General features: G+C 70.1%; 18 protein-coding genes and 1 pseudogene. 10 read left to right on the forward strand and 9 right to left on the reverse strand.

Annotated features, from left to right (window positions below; translation table 11 throughout):
• The first annotated feature begins 164 nt into the window (after nucleotides 1-164).
• Both ACFXKG_RS19940 and ACFXKG_RS19945 read left to right on the forward strand, forming a co-directional pair.
• Entirely contained in the window at nucleotides 165-1,181 is a 1,017-nt protein-coding gene (locus ACFXKG_RS19940; protein WP_384840391.1) for a small ribosomal subunit Rsm22 family protein, read from the forward strand.
• A 183-nt stretch (nucleotides 1,182-1,364) separates the two neighbouring features.
• Nucleotides 1,365-2,135, forward strand: coding sequence for an IclR family transcriptional regulator (locus ACFXKG_RS19945; protein ID WP_384840394.1), 771 nt, complete (start codon nucleotides 1,365-1,367; stop codon nucleotides 2,133-2,135).
• Nucleotides 2,136-2,186: 51 nt separating this feature from the next.
• On the opposite strand, the gene ACFXKG_RS19950 is transcribed toward ACFXKG_RS19945, so the two are convergent.
• Nucleotides 2,187-3,056, reverse strand: a complete 870-nt coding sequence (locus tag ACFXKG_RS19950) for a triacylglycerol lipase (RefSeq protein ID WP_384840397.1) — start codon at nucleotides 3,054-3,056, stop codon at nucleotides 2,187-2,189.
• A gap of 376 nt (nucleotides 3,057-3,432) precedes the next feature.
• Between ACFXKG_RS19950 and ACFXKG_RS19955 the strand changes: the two genes are divergently transcribed.
• A complete protein-coding gene (locus ACFXKG_RS19955) occupies nucleotides 3,433-3,906 on the forward strand; it encodes a hypothetical protein (RefSeq protein ID WP_384840399.1) in 474 nt (157 codons plus the stop codon).
• 76 nt (nucleotides 3,907-3,982) lie between these two features.
• Here ACFXKG_RS19955 and ACFXKG_RS19960 read toward each other — a convergent pair whose 3' ends face one another.
• The 3 genes from ACFXKG_RS19960 to ACFXKG_RS19970 all read right to left on the reverse strand — a co-directional run bounded on the left by ACFXKG_RS19960 (nucleotide 3,983) and on the right by ACFXKG_RS19970 (nucleotide 6,366).
• The gene (locus ACFXKG_RS19960; RefSeq protein ID WP_384840402.1) at nucleotides 3,983-4,963 is read right to left on the reverse strand and encodes an ArsR/SmtB family transcription factor; all 981 of its coding nucleotides are present in this window, start codon (nucleotides 4,961-4,963) and stop codon (nucleotides 3,983-3,985) included.
• Between the two features lie 372 nt (nucleotides 4,964-5,335).
• The gene (locus tag ACFXKG_RS19965; RefSeq protein WP_384840405.1) at nucleotides 5,336-5,536 is read right to left on the reverse strand and encodes a DUF397 domain-containing protein; all 201 of its coding nucleotides are present in this window, start codon (nucleotides 5,534-5,536) and stop codon (nucleotides 5,336-5,338) included.
• Entirely contained in the window at nucleotides 5,533-6,366 is an 834-nt protein-coding gene (locus tag ACFXKG_RS19970) for a helix-turn-helix transcriptional regulator (protein ID WP_384840408.1), read from the reverse strand. Before ACFXKG_RS19970 ends, ACFXKG_RS19965 begins: the two co-directional genes overlap by 4 nt.
• Before the next feature lie 115 nt (nucleotides 6,367-6,481).
• Between ACFXKG_RS19970 and ACFXKG_RS19975 the strand changes: the two genes are divergently transcribed.
• The gene (locus ACFXKG_RS19975; RefSeq protein ID WP_384840411.1) at nucleotides 6,482-6,724 is read left to right on the forward strand and encodes a hypothetical protein; all 243 of its coding nucleotides are present in this window, start codon (nucleotides 6,482-6,484) and stop codon (nucleotides 6,722-6,724) included.
• A 42-nt stretch (nucleotides 6,725-6,766) separates the two neighbouring features.
• Here ACFXKG_RS19975 and ACFXKG_RS19980 read toward each other — a convergent pair whose 3' ends face one another.
• The 4 genes from ACFXKG_RS19980 to ACFXKG_RS19995 form a co-directional block, all read right to left on the reverse strand.
• Nucleotides 6,767-7,144 carry a VOC family protein gene (locus ACFXKG_RS19980; protein ID WP_384840414.1) on the reverse strand — a complete coding sequence of 126 codons (378 nt, stop codon included), beginning with the start codon at nucleotides 7,142-7,144 and terminating at the stop codon, nucleotides 6,767-6,769.
• A 148-nt stretch (nucleotides 7,145-7,292) separates the two neighbouring features.
• On the reverse strand, nucleotides 7,293-7,652 hold the full coding sequence (locus ACFXKG_RS19985; RefSeq protein WP_384840417.1) for a transposase: 360 nt from the start codon (nucleotides 7,650-7,652) through the stop codon (nucleotides 7,293-7,295).
• A gap of 43 nt (nucleotides 7,653-7,695) precedes the next feature.
• On the reverse strand, nucleotides 7,696-8,106 hold the full coding sequence (arr, locus tag ACFXKG_RS19990) for an NAD(+)--rifampin ADP-ribosyltransferase (protein ID WP_384840420.1): 411 nt from the start codon (nucleotides 8,104-8,106) through the stop codon (nucleotides 7,696-7,698).
• 179 nt (nucleotides 8,107-8,285) lie between these two features.
• Nucleotides 8,286-8,486, reverse strand: a complete 201-nt coding sequence (locus ACFXKG_RS19995; protein ID WP_384840423.1) for a hypothetical protein — start codon at nucleotides 8,484-8,486, stop codon at nucleotides 8,286-8,288.
• 98 nt (nucleotides 8,487-8,584) lie between these two features.
• Between ACFXKG_RS19995 and ACFXKG_RS20000 the strand changes: the two genes are divergently transcribed.
• The 5 genes from ACFXKG_RS20000 (at nucleotide 8,585) to ACFXKG_RS20020 (ending at nucleotide 12,960) form a co-directional block, all read left to right on the forward strand.
• Nucleotides 8,585-9,607 (forward strand): NAD(P)/FAD-dependent oxidoreductase, encoded by a 1,023-nt coding sequence (locus ACFXKG_RS20000; RefSeq protein WP_384840426.1) that lies wholly within the window; start codon nucleotides 8,585-8,587, stop codon nucleotides 9,605-9,607.
• Nucleotides 9,608-9,666: 59 nt separating this feature from the next.
• Nucleotides 9,667-10,155, forward strand: coding sequence for a GNAT family N-acetyltransferase (locus tag ACFXKG_RS20005; protein ID WP_384840429.1), 489 nt, complete (start codon nucleotides 9,667-9,669; stop codon nucleotides 10,153-10,155).
• Between the two features lie 167 nt (nucleotides 10,156-10,322).
• Nucleotides 10,323-11,135: a MerR family transcriptional regulator gene (locus tag ACFXKG_RS20010; protein ID WP_384840432.1), complete on the forward strand. Its 813-nt coding sequence runs from the start codon at nucleotides 10,323-10,325 to the stop codon at nucleotides 11,133-11,135.
• A 22-nt stretch (nucleotides 11,136-11,157) separates the two neighbouring features.
• Nucleotides 11,158-12,087 carry a hypothetical protein gene (locus ACFXKG_RS20015; protein WP_384840435.1) on the forward strand — a complete coding sequence of 310 codons (930 nt, stop codon included), beginning with the start codon at nucleotides 11,158-11,160 and terminating at the stop codon, nucleotides 12,085-12,087.
• A 471-nt stretch (nucleotides 12,088-12,558) separates the two neighbouring features.
• Nucleotides 12,559-12,960: a peptidase inhibitor family I36 protein gene (locus ACFXKG_RS20020; protein ID WP_384840438.1), complete on the forward strand. Its 402-nt coding sequence runs from the start codon at nucleotides 12,559-12,561 to the stop codon at nucleotides 12,958-12,960.
• Here the strand turns inward: ACFXKG_RS20020 and ACFXKG_RS20025 are convergent.
• A pseudogene (locus ACFXKG_RS20025) lies at nucleotides 12,957-14,140 on the reverse strand (serine hydrolase domain-containing protein). The gene ACFXKG_RS20020 and the pseudogene ACFXKG_RS20025 overlap by 4 nt on opposite strands.
• Nucleotides 14,141-14,347: 207 nt before the next feature.
• Here ACFXKG_RS20025 and ACFXKG_RS20030 point away from each other — a divergent pair.
• Nucleotides 14,348-15,328, forward strand: coding sequence for a helix-turn-helix domain-containing protein (locus tag ACFXKG_RS20030; protein ID WP_384840441.1), 981 nt, complete (start codon nucleotides 14,348-14,350; stop codon nucleotides 15,326-15,328).
• Nucleotides 15,329-15,360 lie beyond the last annotated feature (32 nt).

Consider the following 15,360-nt stretch of genomic DNA (forward strand, 5'->3'; position numbering starts at 1 on the left):
CCGCTGCCACCTGGTCCCCATGGTCCCCGTGGTCCTCCCGTGAGAGCCCCCGCCCCGTCCTGCAAAGGCCGTCAGCGTAGCAACTGGCCAACGGGCCCTCGGCGTTCGCCCGGGGTGACGGCCGAGGGCGCCGCGGCTTGCCCCGGTTGCCTACAATTCGGCCGGTGAACGCCACGCTCTCCACTGCGGAAACCCTGCGCGCCCAGCTCGCCCGCCTCCTCGACGGGCTGCCGCCCAAGCAGGCGGCGCAGGCCGTCGACCGGCTGATCGCCAACTACCGCGGCACCACCCCGACGGACGCGCCCGTCCTGCGGGACCGCTCCGACGTCGCCGCGTACGCCGCGTACCGGATGCCCGCGACCTTCGAGGCCGTACGGTCCGCGCTGGAGGCCCTGGCGGACGCCGCGCCCGGGTGGGCACCGGGCAGCCACCTCGACGTGGGCGGCGGGACCGGCGCCGCGGTGTGGGCGGCGGACGCGGTCTGGGGCGACACGGCCCGCGCGACCACCGTCCTGGACTGGGCCGAGCCCGCGCTCGCCCTCGGCCGCGAGCTGGCGGAGGGCTCGGGTATCCCGGCGCTGCGCGCCGCCGAGTGGCGCGGGGGCCGGATCGAGGGCGCGCTGAAGCTGGCCGGGAGCGATCTCGTGACCGTCTCGTACGTCCTGAAGGAGCTGACCGCGCGGGACCGCGCCACGCTCGTCGCGGAGGCCGCGCGGGCGGCTCAGGCCGTGGTGGTCGTGGAACCGGGCACGCCCGACGGCTACCTGCGGATCATCGAGGCCCGCGACCTGCTGATCGGCGCGGGCTTCCACGTCGCGGCCCCTTGCCCGCACGACGGCGCCTGCCCGATCGTCCCCGGCACGGACTGGTGCCACTTCTCGGCCCGGGTGAGCAGGTCGTCCCTGCACCGGCAGGTCAAGGGCGGCTCACTGCCGTACGAGGACGAGAAGTTCAGCTATGTGGCGGCCGTACGGTTCCCTCCTCACCCGGTGCCCGCCCGGGTGACCCGTAAGCCGCAGATCCGCAAGGGCCAGGTGCTCCTGGAGCTGTGCACCGCGACCGAGGGTCTGCGCCGCGACACCGTCACCAAGCGCCACGGCCCCCTCTACCGCGCGGCGCGGGACACTGCCTGGGGCGACCCGTGGCCGCCGCCGGCCCCGGGGGACGCCGACGACGAGTGAGCCGCGGGCATCCAGAGGCTGCGGGCATCCGGATGCTGCGGGTGTCCGGGCGCCGCGGGTATCCGGGCGCGGGGACCTATCCGTAAACGACACCTTTTTATCCGCCTTCGGGGGGTGGCCCCGCCTCCACGCGTACGTGAACCTCTTGTTACGTGCATGCCAATCCGGCGGAGGTTGCCCGCGATGAGGAGTGGATCAGCCGAGAACGGGCCCGTCCGCCGTTCGGTGACCCGCCGGGTTCTCAGTGTGCTCGACGCGTTCGCGGGGGAGCGCCGCGGGCTCACCCTCTCGGACATCAGCCGGCGGACGGGGATGCCGCTGGCCACCACGCACCGGCTGGTCGGCGAGCTGCACTCCTGGGGCGCGCTCGAACGCGACCGCGACGGCCGCTACGAGATCGGCCTGCACCTGTGGGCGGTCGCGGGGCTGGCCCCGCGCCGGCTGGAGCTGCGCGAGGTGGCGCTGCCGTTCCTCCGGGACCTGCACCACAGGACCGGGCGGCGGCAGGTGCGGCTGGCGGTGCTGGACGGCATGGAGGTGGTGCTCGTCGAGCGGATCCACGACCGGGACACCGGCCCCGCGTTCGAACCCGCCGGCGGCCGGAGCCCCGCCCACGCCACCGGTGACGGCCTGGTGCTCCTCGCCTACGCGGGGGCGGCCGTACGGGAGCACTACCTGGCCCGCCACGCCCCGGCCGCCGGTCTGCGCCCGCTGCTCTCCGAGGTGCACCGGGCGGGCTTCGCCACCGGTGACCGGTGGCCGGGTCCGGGCCCCGGGCCGGGGCACAGCGGGTCCGTGGCCGCCCCTGTACGGGACGCGTCGGGCGAGGTGGTGGCCGCCGTGTCGGTCGTCCCGCGGCTGCCCGAGACCGGGCGGAGCGGCTTCGCCCCCGCGGTGGTGGCCACGGGCCGGACCATCTCCCGCGCCCTGTTCCGCCGCCAGGAAGGCGCGTGAGCCGACGCACCGTGGCGCCCCCGCATCGCGGGAGCGCCACGGATCCGTCGATCAGAACGGACAGGAGTCCTGCCAGCGGGTGACCAGGGCGGGGTTGTTCTTGTCGGCCTCGCGCGGGGTGCCGCACAGGAACGGGGCGAACCGGGTGTCGCCGTACAGCCAGCGGCTGAAGAACGACACGATCAGCTTGCCCTGCTTGGCCTTGTTGCCGGAGCCGGTCATCGGGCAGAGATGGTCGCCGGGCACCTCCACGAAGAGCTTCTCGGCCCGGGACATGGAGTTGTACCAGGGCAGCGCGTACGTGTTCGCGTGCGCGACGGGGTCACTCGCGCAGGTCAGGAAGAAGGTCGGGTCGGTGACCCCGGAGAAGTTCCCGTTCGGGAAGTACGGCGCCGTGGGCACCCCCGCCTTGAACCGGGCGTCGTCCCGCAGGGCCACCATCACCCCGCCACCGCCCATCGAGTGACCGGCCGCGCCGAGCGTGCCGTTGACCTTCTGGTACACCGGGTTGCCGGCGGTGGCGCTGAAGGAGAGCAACTGGGTCCCGGCGGCGCTGATCTGGCGCCCGCGCGACGTCGGGTCGTCGCCGAGCGTGAGAGTACCGACGTTGACGACGACGAAGCCCCAGGAGGCGAGGCGCGGCGCCAGCCACTGCAGGTTCTGCTGCGTGCCCTGATACCCCGGCATCAGCACGATGCCCGGGTACGAGCCACTGGCCGTCGGATAGGTGATGGTGCCGGATCCGTATCCGCTCGGATTGGGCACGGTGTAGGCGGCGGTGGCCAGCGGCCCGTTCGTGGCCTCCAGTGACGCGGTCGTCGGATCGGGAATCGCGCGGACGGACCCCGCCCCGTCGGACGCGGCGGACGAGGGGGAGACGCTCAGCAGAGCGGCGGCCACAGCGGTGACCAGCGCGGTCACCACGGACAGAACACGGGACCGGGCCCGTAACGGCAAGGCCGTGCCGGACGCACGGCGGCGGACGGGACGCATCGATGAACCTCCAGGAGGAACCGCGGGTGCGCGCCGCCGGAAAACGCGGCGCGACCGCACCGTAGATTCGGCCGGAGCCGCCCGGAAGCCCGGCTTCTGCTGAGTGGAAGAGAAGCGGCGCCGCCACGGCCGGCCCCGGTGCCCGGCCTGGTTCCGGGCCCTTTGATTGCGTATCCGTCGAATGTTCCGTCTGCCGGATGTGGAGCACCCCAGGATGGGTCGCACACGGTTCACATGTTCGATTAACGGAGGGGTACAGATGCGGACGCGTAGAAAGTTAGCGGCACTTGTCGCGGGGACAGCTGTGGCGGCCGGCACGTTGCTCGCCGCGGCGCCGGTACAGGCACAGTCGGGCGGGTCGGCTCCGTTCGCCGGTTCCGCCGAGCGGGCGGGGAGCGACCGGGTGCTGACGGCGCCGGCGGCTCCGGCGGAGGCCAGGGCGGACGTGGGCGTGAGGGCGGTGTCGCCGCAGGTGACGCCGGCTGCTGAACGAGTCCGCTTGGTCACCCCGGGCGGCAGCTACACGTGCTCGTACGGGCGGCTGTGCGCCCAGGTATGGGACGAGGCCGCCGGCAAGTGGAAGGTGTTCGACTTCTACACCTGCCGGACCTACTCGCTGTCGAACTGGATCGGCATCGGCGCCTACGCCAACAACCAGACCCCGGGCACGGTCGCGCGCTTCTACAACTCAAGCGGCGCGGTCATCCGCACCTCGATCGCGCCCGACTGGGACACCTCGTACAACTGGAACCCGGTCTGGAAGATCAAGCCCTGCTGATCCGCGCCTACATGGTGCAGCGCGCCCGCCTCGGCATGTCACATCCGAGGCGGGCGCCTCGTCGTGCGTCTGCCCTTCACCCTCCGTTGAGCAGTGCCTCTCCCAGCGCCGTCCGCCGATGCAGCACGGAGTGCCCGTGCCGGAAGGAGCTGACCAGCCCCGCCTCGCGCAGCACCGAGGCGTGCCGGCTCGCGCTGGCCGGGGAGAGCAGCAGCGTGGCGGCGATCCCGCTGGTGGACATCGGCCGGCCGAGCGACTCCAGCACCAGGGTCCGGGTGCGTCCGAGCAGCCGGTGCAGCCGCTCCCCGGATCCGCGTCCGGCTTCCGCCAGCCAGCCCGGCGCCAGCGGCAGCGGATGGACCAGGACCGGAGGGAGCTCGGGGGCGGCCAGGGTGATGGGCCACCGGGTGCAGAAGAACGACGGGACGAGCGTCAGTGGGCGGCCGTTCAACTCCAGGTTCCGGTCGAAGGGGTAGCCGGCCTCGATACGGCCGTCGCGCCAGATCAGTTCCGGCTGATAGCTGGTCATCAGCCCCTCCGCCCCCGTGGCCAGTGCCGAGTCGGCGCGCACCGACCGGTTCGAGCCGATGGCGTGGTCGATGGCCGTCTTGTACGGCGCCACCGCCACCGCGTGATAGCGGCGTACCGCCGTCCCCAGCCGACGCAGTGCCTCGCTCCCGCCTTGGGCGAGCCGGCGGGCGCCCTCCGGCATCGGCCGGTTCTCGTAGAGCCTGATGAGCTCCTGCCCCAGGCGCCGCTTGGGGGTGGACAGCACCGCGTCCACTCCGGTGTCCGGATCGGAGGTGCCGTGTCCGGGAGTGAGAAAGTCCGGAATGTAAGGGCCGTGCGGGCTCAGTTCCATCAGCGCCCGGGTCATCCGGGTCAGCCCCGCCTGTGCCAGTCTTTCGCGCACCTGCTTCCGCCAGGGGTCGTAGACCAGGGCCGAGTGCCGGTTCTGCAGCAGTTGCAGGCTGAGCACCACGTCCCACATGAAGTCACTGTTCCCCGCCACCCGTAATCGGTTGAGATCGTCCGTACTGAAGTCGATATGCAGCATGTCCCCCGCACTTCCCTCCCGTGATGTGTCCCCCCGGACACACCGCTGTGACAACGGGCGGACGCTGACGGGTGGTTCCGGAGAGTGACGGGATGTCCGAAAAGCGTGATCGGGTTCGCCCGGGCGGGAGCGTCGACCGCGTCGGTTCCGCTGCGCAACACCACAGCCGGGGATCGGTTGGAGAGATGTCCTCGTTCTCGAGCATCGAGGGAACGAGGCAGGGCGGTGAAAGCCGGAGCCCAGTCCGACGGCATGGAGCCGCTGTCCAGAAGGGAAAGGACCAGCTCCCTCGGACCGGGTCGCCCTGCTTGCTCGGTTGTCGCTCTGTTCAGGCTCTCCGAACTTGGCGACCTCTTGCCAACGCCCTGGTCCCTACCGGGCCGCGAAGGCCACGAAGTCCGACCAGGCGACGGGCGTGAGGGTCAGGACCGGGCCTGTGGGGGCCTTGCTGTCACGGACGGGGATGACGCCGGAGGGGGCGAGGTTAGGGGCGAACTCGACGCACTCGCCTCCCTGGCCGCTGCTGTAACTGGACTTCATCCACAGCGCGTTGGAGAGGTCGAAAGTGCTCATGGGATCCAGTCCTCCATTGCTTTGCGTAAGAAGTCGAGTGACGTTGCCGGGGCAAGTGCGTCGGCGCGAAGCCGATCGTAAAGCACGCTCGCATCCGCCACGATCTTCCGTGAGTCGGTCACATGCCCTGCCCCCATAGTCTCCTGATAGAGGACGTCCGGCTCACCGTTGTCGAACTTCATCAGCGTGAATGCCAGCGGCCAGGCGGGAGCCCCCGAGCTGTAAGGGAGTACCTGAATGGTGAAGCGAGGAGATTCCGCTTCCTTGATCAGGTGCGCCAGTTGGCCGGCCATGACAGCCGGGCTCCCGATGGTGCGCCGCAGGCAGGACTCGTCCAGAACGACCCACGCCAGCGGCGGGTTCGGGCGTTCCAGTACGTCACGCCGTTTCAACCGGCGTGCGACCTTCGCGGTGGTCTCGTCCCCATCGTCGGTCGGGCAGCCTTTCCGGAACATCGCATGCGCATATGCCTCGGTCTGCAACAGACCAGTGACCAGATTATTGCTGTAGTTGAGCACTGCGGCAGCCTTCTGTTCGAGCAGAAGGTACGGCTCGAACCAGTCCGGATACCCGCCCTTCTCGGCGCACCGGTCCCGCAGCCGGGCGAACATCCGTGGCGTGCCGAAGACTTCGTCGCACCCGGCGGCGAATTCCGGACTGGCCATCCGCTCCCCGGCCTCCACCTTCGCCACGTACTGCTGCCCGTACCGCGCGGGCGCGCCCACCTCGCGCTGGCTCAAGCCCCTGCCGACCCGCCATTCCCGTACCTCGTTGCCGAAGTAGGCGGCCCCGCTGACCGGCCCCGTAGGTGTCGTCGGCCCGTCCGGCATGTGTGCGTCTCCTTCACCCCAGGCCCGCTGTCGTGCCCTCAAGCCTGTTCAGCGTACGCGCGAATGCCGACTCTTGGACACAGAAAGTAGTTGTACGACGACAGAGGGGTGCGACATGGTCGAACGGAAGACACCTGCCACGGACGCCGGGCGCAGCGAGGCGCGCAGGCGGCTGTCCCTGCTGATCGCCGCATACGGTGTGGACGGCACGCTCGTCGTACCGGCGGCCGGGTACGCCCCCGGCGAGGGCGCGGACCTGACCCCGGGGAGCGCGCTCAGATGGCCACCGTGCGAGTGCGGCCACGCACTGTGCCCCGACGCTCCCGATGCCTCCGACTCTCCGGGTGCCGGGCAATGACCGCTCACGGTGTGCTGGGGCTGGTGATCGGGTGATCCGTCCTCAGTGTCGGACCAGGCAGAACGGATGCCCCGCCGGGTCGGCATAGATCCGCCAGCTCCGCTCGCCGGATCCGGCGTCCAACACCGCCGCCCCGCGGGCCAGCACCTGCTCTTGGGCCCGGTCCAAGTCCGTGACACCGAAGTCCAGATGGAACTGCTGGGGCCGGGACGGGTCGGGCCACAGCGGCGGCTGGTAGTCCGCTGCCCGCTGGAAGGCGAAGACGAGTCCGGACGGCGTGTGCAGCGTCGCCCAGGTGTCGTCGAGTGCCCACCGCCGATCTTGCCGATTGACGGCCCCACCGAGCAGCGACTGATAGAACTCGGCGAGTTCCAGTGGATCGGAACAGTCCAGCACCACACACTGCAGGTCAGCGATCATGGGCCGATCCTAGGAGCGTGGGTTGGTAATGGCGCAGCCGACGAGCGGTTGTGGATCGGCTGATGGCCGGTCGCGGCCGTTTGTTCGGGCCTGGTGCCGCAGTGGTGGGCTCGATGGGCCGTTGTTCGGGGGGCTCCGGCCGGGCCCGTCAGGCTCGGGCGGCGGCCGGCCCGGCGGTTCCGGCGCGCCGGAAGATCTTGCGGAGGTTGTGGCAGGCCGCCAGGAGTCGCCATTCGTCACGGGCTCCGTTCTCACCGCGCAGCAGCAGTTCACGGCCATCCTGGCAGGTCATAACCTGGCCGAATGCGGGTTCGACGATGGCTTTGCGGCGGCTGTAGGCGGCGCGGCCGGGTTTGGTCCGCAGCTTGCGGGCCATGCGCTCACGGGCCGTGGCGTCCTGTGGGATGCGTCCGCGCGGTGCGGTCACCAACTTGCCGAAGTAGCGCGGGCTCGGCCCGGTGAACGGGGCTGTCCAGGACGGCTCGGACGCCGTGATCACACCAGCCACAGCAAGACCATCTCACCGTGACCCAGTAGTTGAGGAACGATCCTCAGTTGATGATTTCGGCGCGGTCATCCATGCGGATTGCAGCCAGCCGGTCTCGCCACACCTGGAGAGCTTCGGGTGTCTGTCGCGTCCAGTCGGTGACCTCACCAACGATCCGGAGCGGTTCCCTGCTGCGATAGGAGCGGGTGGGGTTGCCAGGGAACTTCTTGTCGGTGACGTTTGGATCGTTCTCGAACTCCCCGGTCGGTTCGACGACGTACACTCGCGGGGTTCCGTCGCCTGCGGCGAGTTCGGCGGCGAGTCCCGCGCCGTCGCGCAACGCGGTGAAGTAGATGTGGTTCATCACGATTTCGGGCCGGTAGTTGGAACGGAAACCGGCGGTGAGGTGATCTCCGACCCGCAGCTCGGCCTGTGTGCCGTGATAGAACGGCCCCTCGTCCAATGCCTCGTCCATCGCCACAGGTTATCAACCCAGGCTGTCGTGACGGCCGGCTGTCCAGGACGGTTCCGGACGCCGTGATCACACCAGCCACAGCAAGATCATTTAACCCTGGTCAGTAGTTAGCAGGACAGCGCTTAGGCGGCAGCCCGGAGCGGTTCCGCCCTTGATGTTCAAGATCGCAGAGACAGAACTCAACCCCGGCGGACCAGCGCGTCATACGTCTCGGTGGTCCGCTCGCACGCGATACCCAGGCCGACCACCATGGCGGCCAACTCCGCCTGGACGGACGCCTCGTCGGCTTCCTCGCTCACGATGCGCTCCAGTTCGAGGAAGGTCCCCACGCCCTCCAGATCGTCGAGATCGTCCTGCCGGACCGGCTCGCTGAGAGCCACCCCCCGGCTCTTCAGGGCCAGCAGCAGCGCCTCCCTGTCCGGTTGCCCGGTGAGCGGCGGCCCGCCGGGCGAGTCCGGCGAGCGCTAGGGTCATGAACGTGTTGAGCTCATCGGTAAGTGGGGACTTGATCGTCGTCGGCGCCGGAATTGTCGGCGCGTCGGTGGCCTATCACGCCGCCCGCGCGGGCGCCGCGGTGACGTTGGTCGACGCCGGGCGGCCGGGCGCCGGCGTGACGGGGGACTCGTTCGCATGGATCGGATCGTCCGGCGTGCGTACCGGCCCGGCCGCCGGGCTGCGGGCCACCGCGACGGCGGAGTACCACCGACTCGGGGCCGAGTTGCCGGGGCTCCCGGTGACCTGGTCCGGCTCGCTGAGCTGGAACAGGCAGGAGAGTGCGCCGGACGCCGGGCCCGGGCAGACGATCGTGGACGCGGCGACCGTGGCGACGCTTGAGCCCACCCTTCGGCAGCCTCCGGAGTGGGCCGTCTGGGCGCCGGGTGACGGCGCGGTCGACTCGGTGGGCGTGACCGAGCGGCTGGTCGCGGCCGCTCGCAGCCACGGGGCTCGGGTACATCTGGACACGCCGGTCACCGCGGTCCGCCGGGACCCGGCGGGCCGGATCGCCGGGGTGGAGACGGCGGCAGGACCCCTCTCCGGTGCGACGGTGGTGCTGGCGGCCGGAGTTGCCACGGCCGAACTGGGCGCGACGCTCGGCGTGCGCGTCCCGGTCGAACCGTCGCCGTGCCCGCTGTTCCGGCTCCGCGCCCCGGCCGGCCTGGTCCGCACCGTGGTCAACACCGAGGACTTCGACCTTCGGCAGGTCGCCGTGGACCGGCTGATCGCCGCCGCGGACTCGCCTGAACGGACCCTTGCCGCCGTCCGGTCCACTTTCCACGGCGCCGGGAGCGTCGAACTGCTCAGCACCCGGCTCGGAGCGCGCCCGATGCCGGCCGACGGTGAGCCGATCGTCGGCCCGGTCGCCGAGGTCCCCGGCCTCTACGTGGCGGTGATGCACTCGGCGGTCACGCTCGCCGCGGCCGTGGGCCACCTGGTCGCCCGGGAGTTGGTCGACGGAACCGTCGAGTTGGCTCTGTCGGGTTGCCGCCCGGACCGCTTCTGATGGCATGGCCCCGCTGCCGCTCTTGGAGCAGGACCGCTTGAAACGTCGAGTTGAGGAATATGACGATCATCATCCGACCGGCCTCCGAGACCGATCTGCACGGACTGCTGGCGCTCTACGCGGAGCTGAACCCGGACGACGCGCCCTTGTCGGCAGAGTCCGCGGGAAGCATCTGGCAGGCTGTCCGCGATCAGCAGGGCCGGACCGTGCTGGTCGCGGATCTGGACGGCACGCTGGTGGGCACCGCGGACTGCGTGGTTATGCCGAACCTCACGCGCGGCGGGCGATCGATCCTGGTCGTGGAGAACGTCGTGGTCTCCCATGCCCATCGTCGACGTGGTGTCGGGAGGCACCTGATGGACGCTGCCGCACAACTTGCCGAGTCCACCGGCTGTTACAAGATGCAACTCCTGGCGGCCGACGGGCAGGAAGCGCACACGTTCTACGAGGCCTGCGGCTTCCGGTCGCTTGCCCAGGGATTCCGCCGCTATCTCGGTCAAGGCCGACCCGCGGGCCCAGCCGGTGAACCACGGCGGTCGGAGTCCTAGGCCGTGCTTTAGAAGTCCCGCTACACTCCCGCCACCCGGCGAAAGACCAGTTCAGACAGCGAATTCCTGCTGGAGTACTAGAGGCGAGAGCGGCGCAGGACAACGGGTGGACGCGTGATCCTGTGCTTGACTCTCCCACCGTGTCAGGGCCTGCACTGGAAGGCGTCATGTTCACCATCGGAGACTTCGCCAGGCATGGCCGCGTGTCGGTCCGCATGCTGCGCCATTACGACGCCGTCGGGCTACTGCGCCCGGCCCACGTCGACCCGTCCAGTGGCTACCGCTATTACCAGGCCACCCAGTTCGCCCGGCTCAACCGCGTCATCGCCCTCAAGGACCTGGGGTTCACCCTGGACCAGGTCCGGGCGATCCTCGACGAGGACGTCAGCACCGAGGAGCTCCGCGGCATGCTGCGGCTGCGCCGGGCAGAGCTGGAATCTGCCGCCGCCGAGGCGGCGGTACGAGTGGCCCGGGTCGAGACAAGGCTCCGGACGATCGAGAGCGAGGGCACCATGCCTCCCGACGACGTTGTCGTCACCTCCCTTCCCCCGGTCCGGGTAGCCGAGCTGACCGGCATCGCAGCGAGCTTCGAACCACAAGACATTGGGCCGGTCGTCGGCCCGCTCTTCGACGAACTGTGCTGCCGACTCGATGACGCGGCCACCGCCCAGGTCGGCCCCGGCCTTGCCCGCTACGAGGAAGCACCCGGCGAGGACCCGATCACTGTGCGGGCCGGGATACCGGTGGCCGGAGAGGCAGGTGGCCTCCCGATAGTTGAAGTGCCCGGCATTCCGCTGGCGGCCACGATCATCCACCACGGGCCGATGGACGGCGTCCTGCCCACCACGCACGCGCTCGCCCACTGGATCGCCGCTCACGGTTACCGCTCCATCGGGCTTGCCCGCGAGGTCTCCCTGGACTGTCCCGACGACACCACCGCATGGGTGACAGAGCTTCAGCAGCCCATCATCGCCGTCTGACCAGGCCGAAGAGAGGACGACAATGACGCACTACATCGGCTCCGGCCCGTACTGCTACGCCAACTCCCTGGCCATGGTGCTCGGCGAGACGGTCCCTCCCCCGACAGTGATCGAAGTGCTGACCGGTTCGCCGTTCGGCTTCGAGCTGATCGGCGGAACCCTGCCGCTGTTCGACCCTTACGGCTGGGACCCGGACCTGGGCCTGGACGCGGCCCTCGCCCTGCTCGGCGCCCACTGCGAGCGGACTGCCGGCGGCACAGCCGAGGAGGCTGAGGAACGACTGCGCGATATGTCCGCCCGGGGGCCCGTCCTGGTCGGCCCCGTAGACATGGGACTGCTGCTCCACCAACCGGGCACACCCACTACCGGCGGCGGCGACCACTTCGTGGTCGTGCTGGAGATCGACGGCGGCACGGTGGTCTTCCACGACCCACACGGCCACCCTTACGCAACGCTGCCGGTCGCGGCATTCCTCGCTGCGTGGGAGGCGAAGGCGATCGGCTACGTCGACGCCCCCTACGTGATGCGCGCAGGCTTCGTCCGGGAGCGACAGGTCACATCAAAGGAGGCGCTGCGACGGTCTCTGCCCGATGCGCAGCGGTGGCTGGCGGGCCATGGCGACCGGCCCGTCCCAGCGGGAACGCTCGGCGGGGCCGCCGGCGTGGAAGCCTTGGCCGCCCAGGCAGACGGCGGACTCGACGCCGGAACGCGCGGGTTCATGGCACACTTCGCCGTTCGGGTGGGCGCGCGCCGCCTCGCCGACGCCGCACACTGCCTGGAGTCGCTGGGCCTCTCCGGTGCGGCGGCGGTCGCCGCCGGGCAATCCCGGCTGGTCGGCAGCCTTCAGCACCCGCTGGTGACGAGCGAGGACCAGTCCCTGGCCCGCCTCCTGCGCGAACTTGCCCCGACCTACGAGCGGCTGTGTACGGCACTCGCATCCGAAACTCGCTGACGATGACAGAGCCGGGCGCCGCCCCTGCTTTGGGACTCGGGCGCCCGGTCCGGATTCCGGCATCCCTCGGGTTGGACCGGTGCAGGTGGGCCACTACCGGAGATCAGCCGCGTTCCGTAACGGAGCACTGGCCCCGGCGAGGTTACTTCTGTTCGCAGAGACAAGCGGCGCCGTCGGGCGCCCAGATTCTGGCCTACGACACAAAGATCCGGAGCTCTCAAGGAAGCCCCGGAGGAACTCGACAACTTTGGTTCCGAGCGGCTCACCGGCCGTCGCCCTCTGCCGGGTGCTCCCGGTCGGCGAGGGCCAGGATCTCCACGGGCTGTTCTTCACCCTCTGTCCTGTGGTGGTGGTTACCTTGGGCACGACGGGAGCGGGTTCGGCTACCTCATCCGGGGTCCGCCCGCTGCCCCGAGTCAACCTGCAATGTTCCAGGTACGCGTACGGGCTGGATCTCTACAGACTGAGCCCATGACAAATCTGTTCAGCAGTACTCGTACCAAGGTGGCCGCTGCCGCCGGCACCGTGCTTCTCGCGGGCGTGGGCGTCACCCTCGGGGCGTCACCGGCCCACGCGGCGAAGTCGGACTGCCCGCCGGGCGCACTGTGCGTCTGGACCCAGCCCAACTACGGCGGCACCATGGGAAAGGTCTACGGAAACAACAACGACCTGACGGTCTTCTACGCGTTCAACAACGTGAAGTCGCTCTACAACAACGGCAACGACTGCGACGTCACTGTCTACACGGGCAAGAACCGCACCGGGTACGGGATGAACATCGATCGCGGAGACGCCATCCCCGAACTGAGCGTGAACAGCGTCTTCTACAACGACATCTCCTCCAATCAGTGGGTCTGCCCCTGGCCTGCCTAGTACTCCAGGCGGTCTCGTTCCGCATCATCGTCCGGCTCGGTGGACGGTGACCCCGACCAGGCTGCCCCCTTGCCTCGTGCGGTGTCCGCGTCGGTGCTGCGGCTGAACTCGGCCTCCAGGAGATCGGTGAAGATGCCGATGGGGTCTTCCCAACGGCCTCTCGCCCAGTCGGCGTTGATGTTCACGGCGAGCATGTGTGCGCCTTCGCGTGTGCCGTAGACGTACGACCAGGAGCCGAAGAGCGCGCCGCCCATGCCCCGGACCACCGTGCCGGAAGGCAGGGTCAGGCGGGAAACCCCGAGACCGTACGTGGCGCCCGGAAGCCAGCTTTCCGTCGGGACCATGGTGAACATCTCGCGCTGTTGTTCCGGCCGGAGGAGGCCTCCTCCGAGCAGTGCCGCGAAGAACCGGTTGAGGTCGGCGACGGTGGAGATCATGCCGCCCGCGCCCAGTACGGACTCGTCTCCAGTTCCGTGACGTTGTGGACCGCGGCGTCCGGGTCGGGGGAGAACAGTCTGGTGTAGTGGCTCGAATGCGGCCCGGAGAGCGCCGGGTCGGCGCCGAGCGGCAGGGAGGTTCCCGTCAGGCCGAGCGGGCGGGCGAGACGGTCGGTGATCTCGTCGGCGAGCGTTCGGCCGGTCACGTGCTCAACGATCATCCCGGCGAGAATGTAGTTGGTGTTGGAGTACGCCCACCCCTTCCCCGCCGGGAAGTCGGCCGGATGCGACGTGGCGATCTCCACGAGTTCTTCGGGTGTGTAACTCTCCTGCCTGCTCAGGGCGGGCTGGTCGCGGGTGTGGCTGAAGACACCGCTGGTGTGGTTGAGGATCTGCCGGACAGTGATCGTGCTGCCGTCGTGCCCGTTTCCGGTGAGCAGGCCCGGCAGCCATCGCTCCACCGTGTCCTCCAGGGCCAGTTGGCCCTCGGCGACGAGTTGCAGGAGCACGGTGGCGGTGAAGGTCTTGGTGATGCTGCCGATCCGGAACCGGTCCTCGTGTCCGCGCGCCCGGCGTGTCCGTGTGTCGGCGACCCCTGCCGTGCCGAACCAGTGCCCGCCGCCGTCACGGACCTGAGCGACGATGCCTGGTACCTCCCCTTCCCGCACCGCTCGGTCGAGCACCTGCTGGGCGGCATCGTGATTCCCGTGGGCGACATGCGCCGCGGGCGTGGCATCTTCCATGTGAACCCCCTGGTCTCAACTTTTCGCGACAGCTGAAAGCTACGTCCCCTATGCGTCCGCGGAAGCGGCGCACGCGTGGGAATCTGCGGAAACCGGGGCGTTTCCCGGATCTTGTAGCGTTGCCGATGACGGCTAACGCAACGCACGGGGGCGCGCGGAATCGGTCGCGTACGGCCGGCTCGCGGTGCACACGGCGGGAGGGCGGAGATGGGCGGCAGGAGACTCGCCGCGGAGGAGCGCGGGGACATCGAGGCGGGACTGGCCGAGGGCCTGCCGTACGCCGCGATCGCCCGACGACTGGGGCGGCCGACTTCGACCGTCAGCAGGGAGGTTGCCCGCAACGGCGGCCCCGGCGCATACCGCGCGGAACACGCCGACCGGGCGGGCAACTGGCGGCGACGCCACCGTCCGCCCCGGCCCGCGACGCCACCGGCCGCCGACGCCGAGGCCACGCACGGGCGGGAACCCGCCGCCGTTCGCGCCTACGTGGACAGATTCGCGACGATGATGACCGGGACCGGACTGCCCCGCACCGCCGCCAGGGTGCTGGCCTGTCTGGTGACTGCCCCGTCCGGTGCGCGGACCGCTGCGGAACTCGCCCAACTGCTGCGCGTCAGCCCGGCCTCGGTGTCCAAGGCCGTGGGGTACCTCGAAGGGCTCGACGTGCTCAGGCGGGAGCGAGAGCCCGGCCGTCGCCGGGCACGCCACGTCATCGACGACGACGTCTGGCTCCGCACCTGGCTGGCCAGTGCCCGGAAGAACGCCGCGTGGGCCGAGACCGCCCAGGTGGGTGCTGAGCTGTTCGGCCCCAGCACCCCGGCAGGAGCACGGCTTGAGGCCATGCGGCGATTCTTTGCCGGAGTCCACCGGGACATGACCGGCCCGCCCGTCGCCGCGCACGTCGACGACGCGCTGACGGTACTTGCCGCCCTCCTCCACGCGGCCCGGCCCCTCGCCACCGGTGAACTCGCCACCGCCCTCGGCTGGCCACCGGCGCGCGCCGCCACTGCGTTGCAGGCCGCCGAGCACCGGCCGGAGCTCTGCGGACCACTGTCACTTCAGCGCACACCCGCCGGCGCACACCGGGTCACAGCCCGGCACGACAGGCTCACTCCGGCCCAGCGCACCGCTCTCGCCCGGCGTCCGGGACCATGCCCGAGCGGGAGCCCGGAGGATCCCGATGAGTGAACCCCCGTAGCCTCGGCGCCCGGCCCGGAACG

The sequence above is a fragment of the Streptomyces sp. NPDC059255 genome (assembly GCF_042752355.1).
GTDB lineage: Bacteria > Actinomycetota > Actinomycetes > Streptomycetales > Streptomycetaceae > Streptomyces.

Bases quoted from the DNA above. Each gene is read 5' to 3' on its own strand.
- ACFXKG_RS20010 (WP_384840432.1), top strand. From the start codon at position 10,323: ATGTTCACCATCGGAGACTTCGCCAGGCATGGCCGCGTGTCGGTCCGC.
- ACFXKG_RS19945 (WP_384840394.1), top strand. From the start codon at position 1,365: ATGAGGAGTGGATCAGCCGAGAACGGGCCCGTCCGCCGTTCGGTGACC.
- ACFXKG_RS20015 (WP_384840435.1), top strand. From the start codon at position 11,158: ATGACGCACTACATCGGCTCCGGCCCGTACTGCTACGCCAACTCCCTG.
- ACFXKG_RS19975 (WP_384840411.1), top strand. From the start codon at position 6,482: ATGGTCGAACGGAAGACACCTGCCACGGACGCCGGGCGCAGCGAGGCG.
- arr (WP_384840420.1), bottom strand. From the start codon at position 8,106: ATGGACGAGGCATTGGACGAGGGGCCGTTCTATCACGGCACACAGGCC.
- ACFXKG_RS20005 (WP_384840429.1), top strand. From the start codon at position 9,667: ATGACGATCATCATCCGACCGGCCTCCGAGACCGATCTGCACGGACTG.
- ACFXKG_RS20030 (WP_384840441.1), top strand. From the start codon at position 14,348: ATGGGCGGCAGGAGACTCGCCGCGGAGGAGCGCGGGGACATCGAGGCG.
- ACFXKG_RS19960 (WP_384840402.1), bottom strand. From the start codon at position 4,963: ATGCTGCATATCGACTTCAGTACGGACGATCTCAACCGATTACGGGTG.
- ACFXKG_RS20020 (WP_384840438.1), top strand. From the start codon at position 12,559: ATGACAAATCTGTTCAGCAGTACTCGTACCAAGGTGGCCGCTGCCGCC.
- ACFXKG_RS19970 (WP_384840408.1), bottom strand. From the start codon at position 6,366: ATGCCGGACGGGCCGACGACACCTACGGGGCCGGTCAGCGGGGCCGCC.
- ACFXKG_RS19965 (WP_384840405.1), bottom strand. From the start codon at position 5,536: ATGAGCACTTTCGACCTCTCCAACGCGCTGTGGATGAAGTCCAGTTAC.
- ACFXKG_RS19980 (WP_384840414.1), bottom strand. From the start codon at position 7,144: ATGATCGCTGACCTGCAGTGTGTGGTGCTGGACTGTTCCGATCCACTG.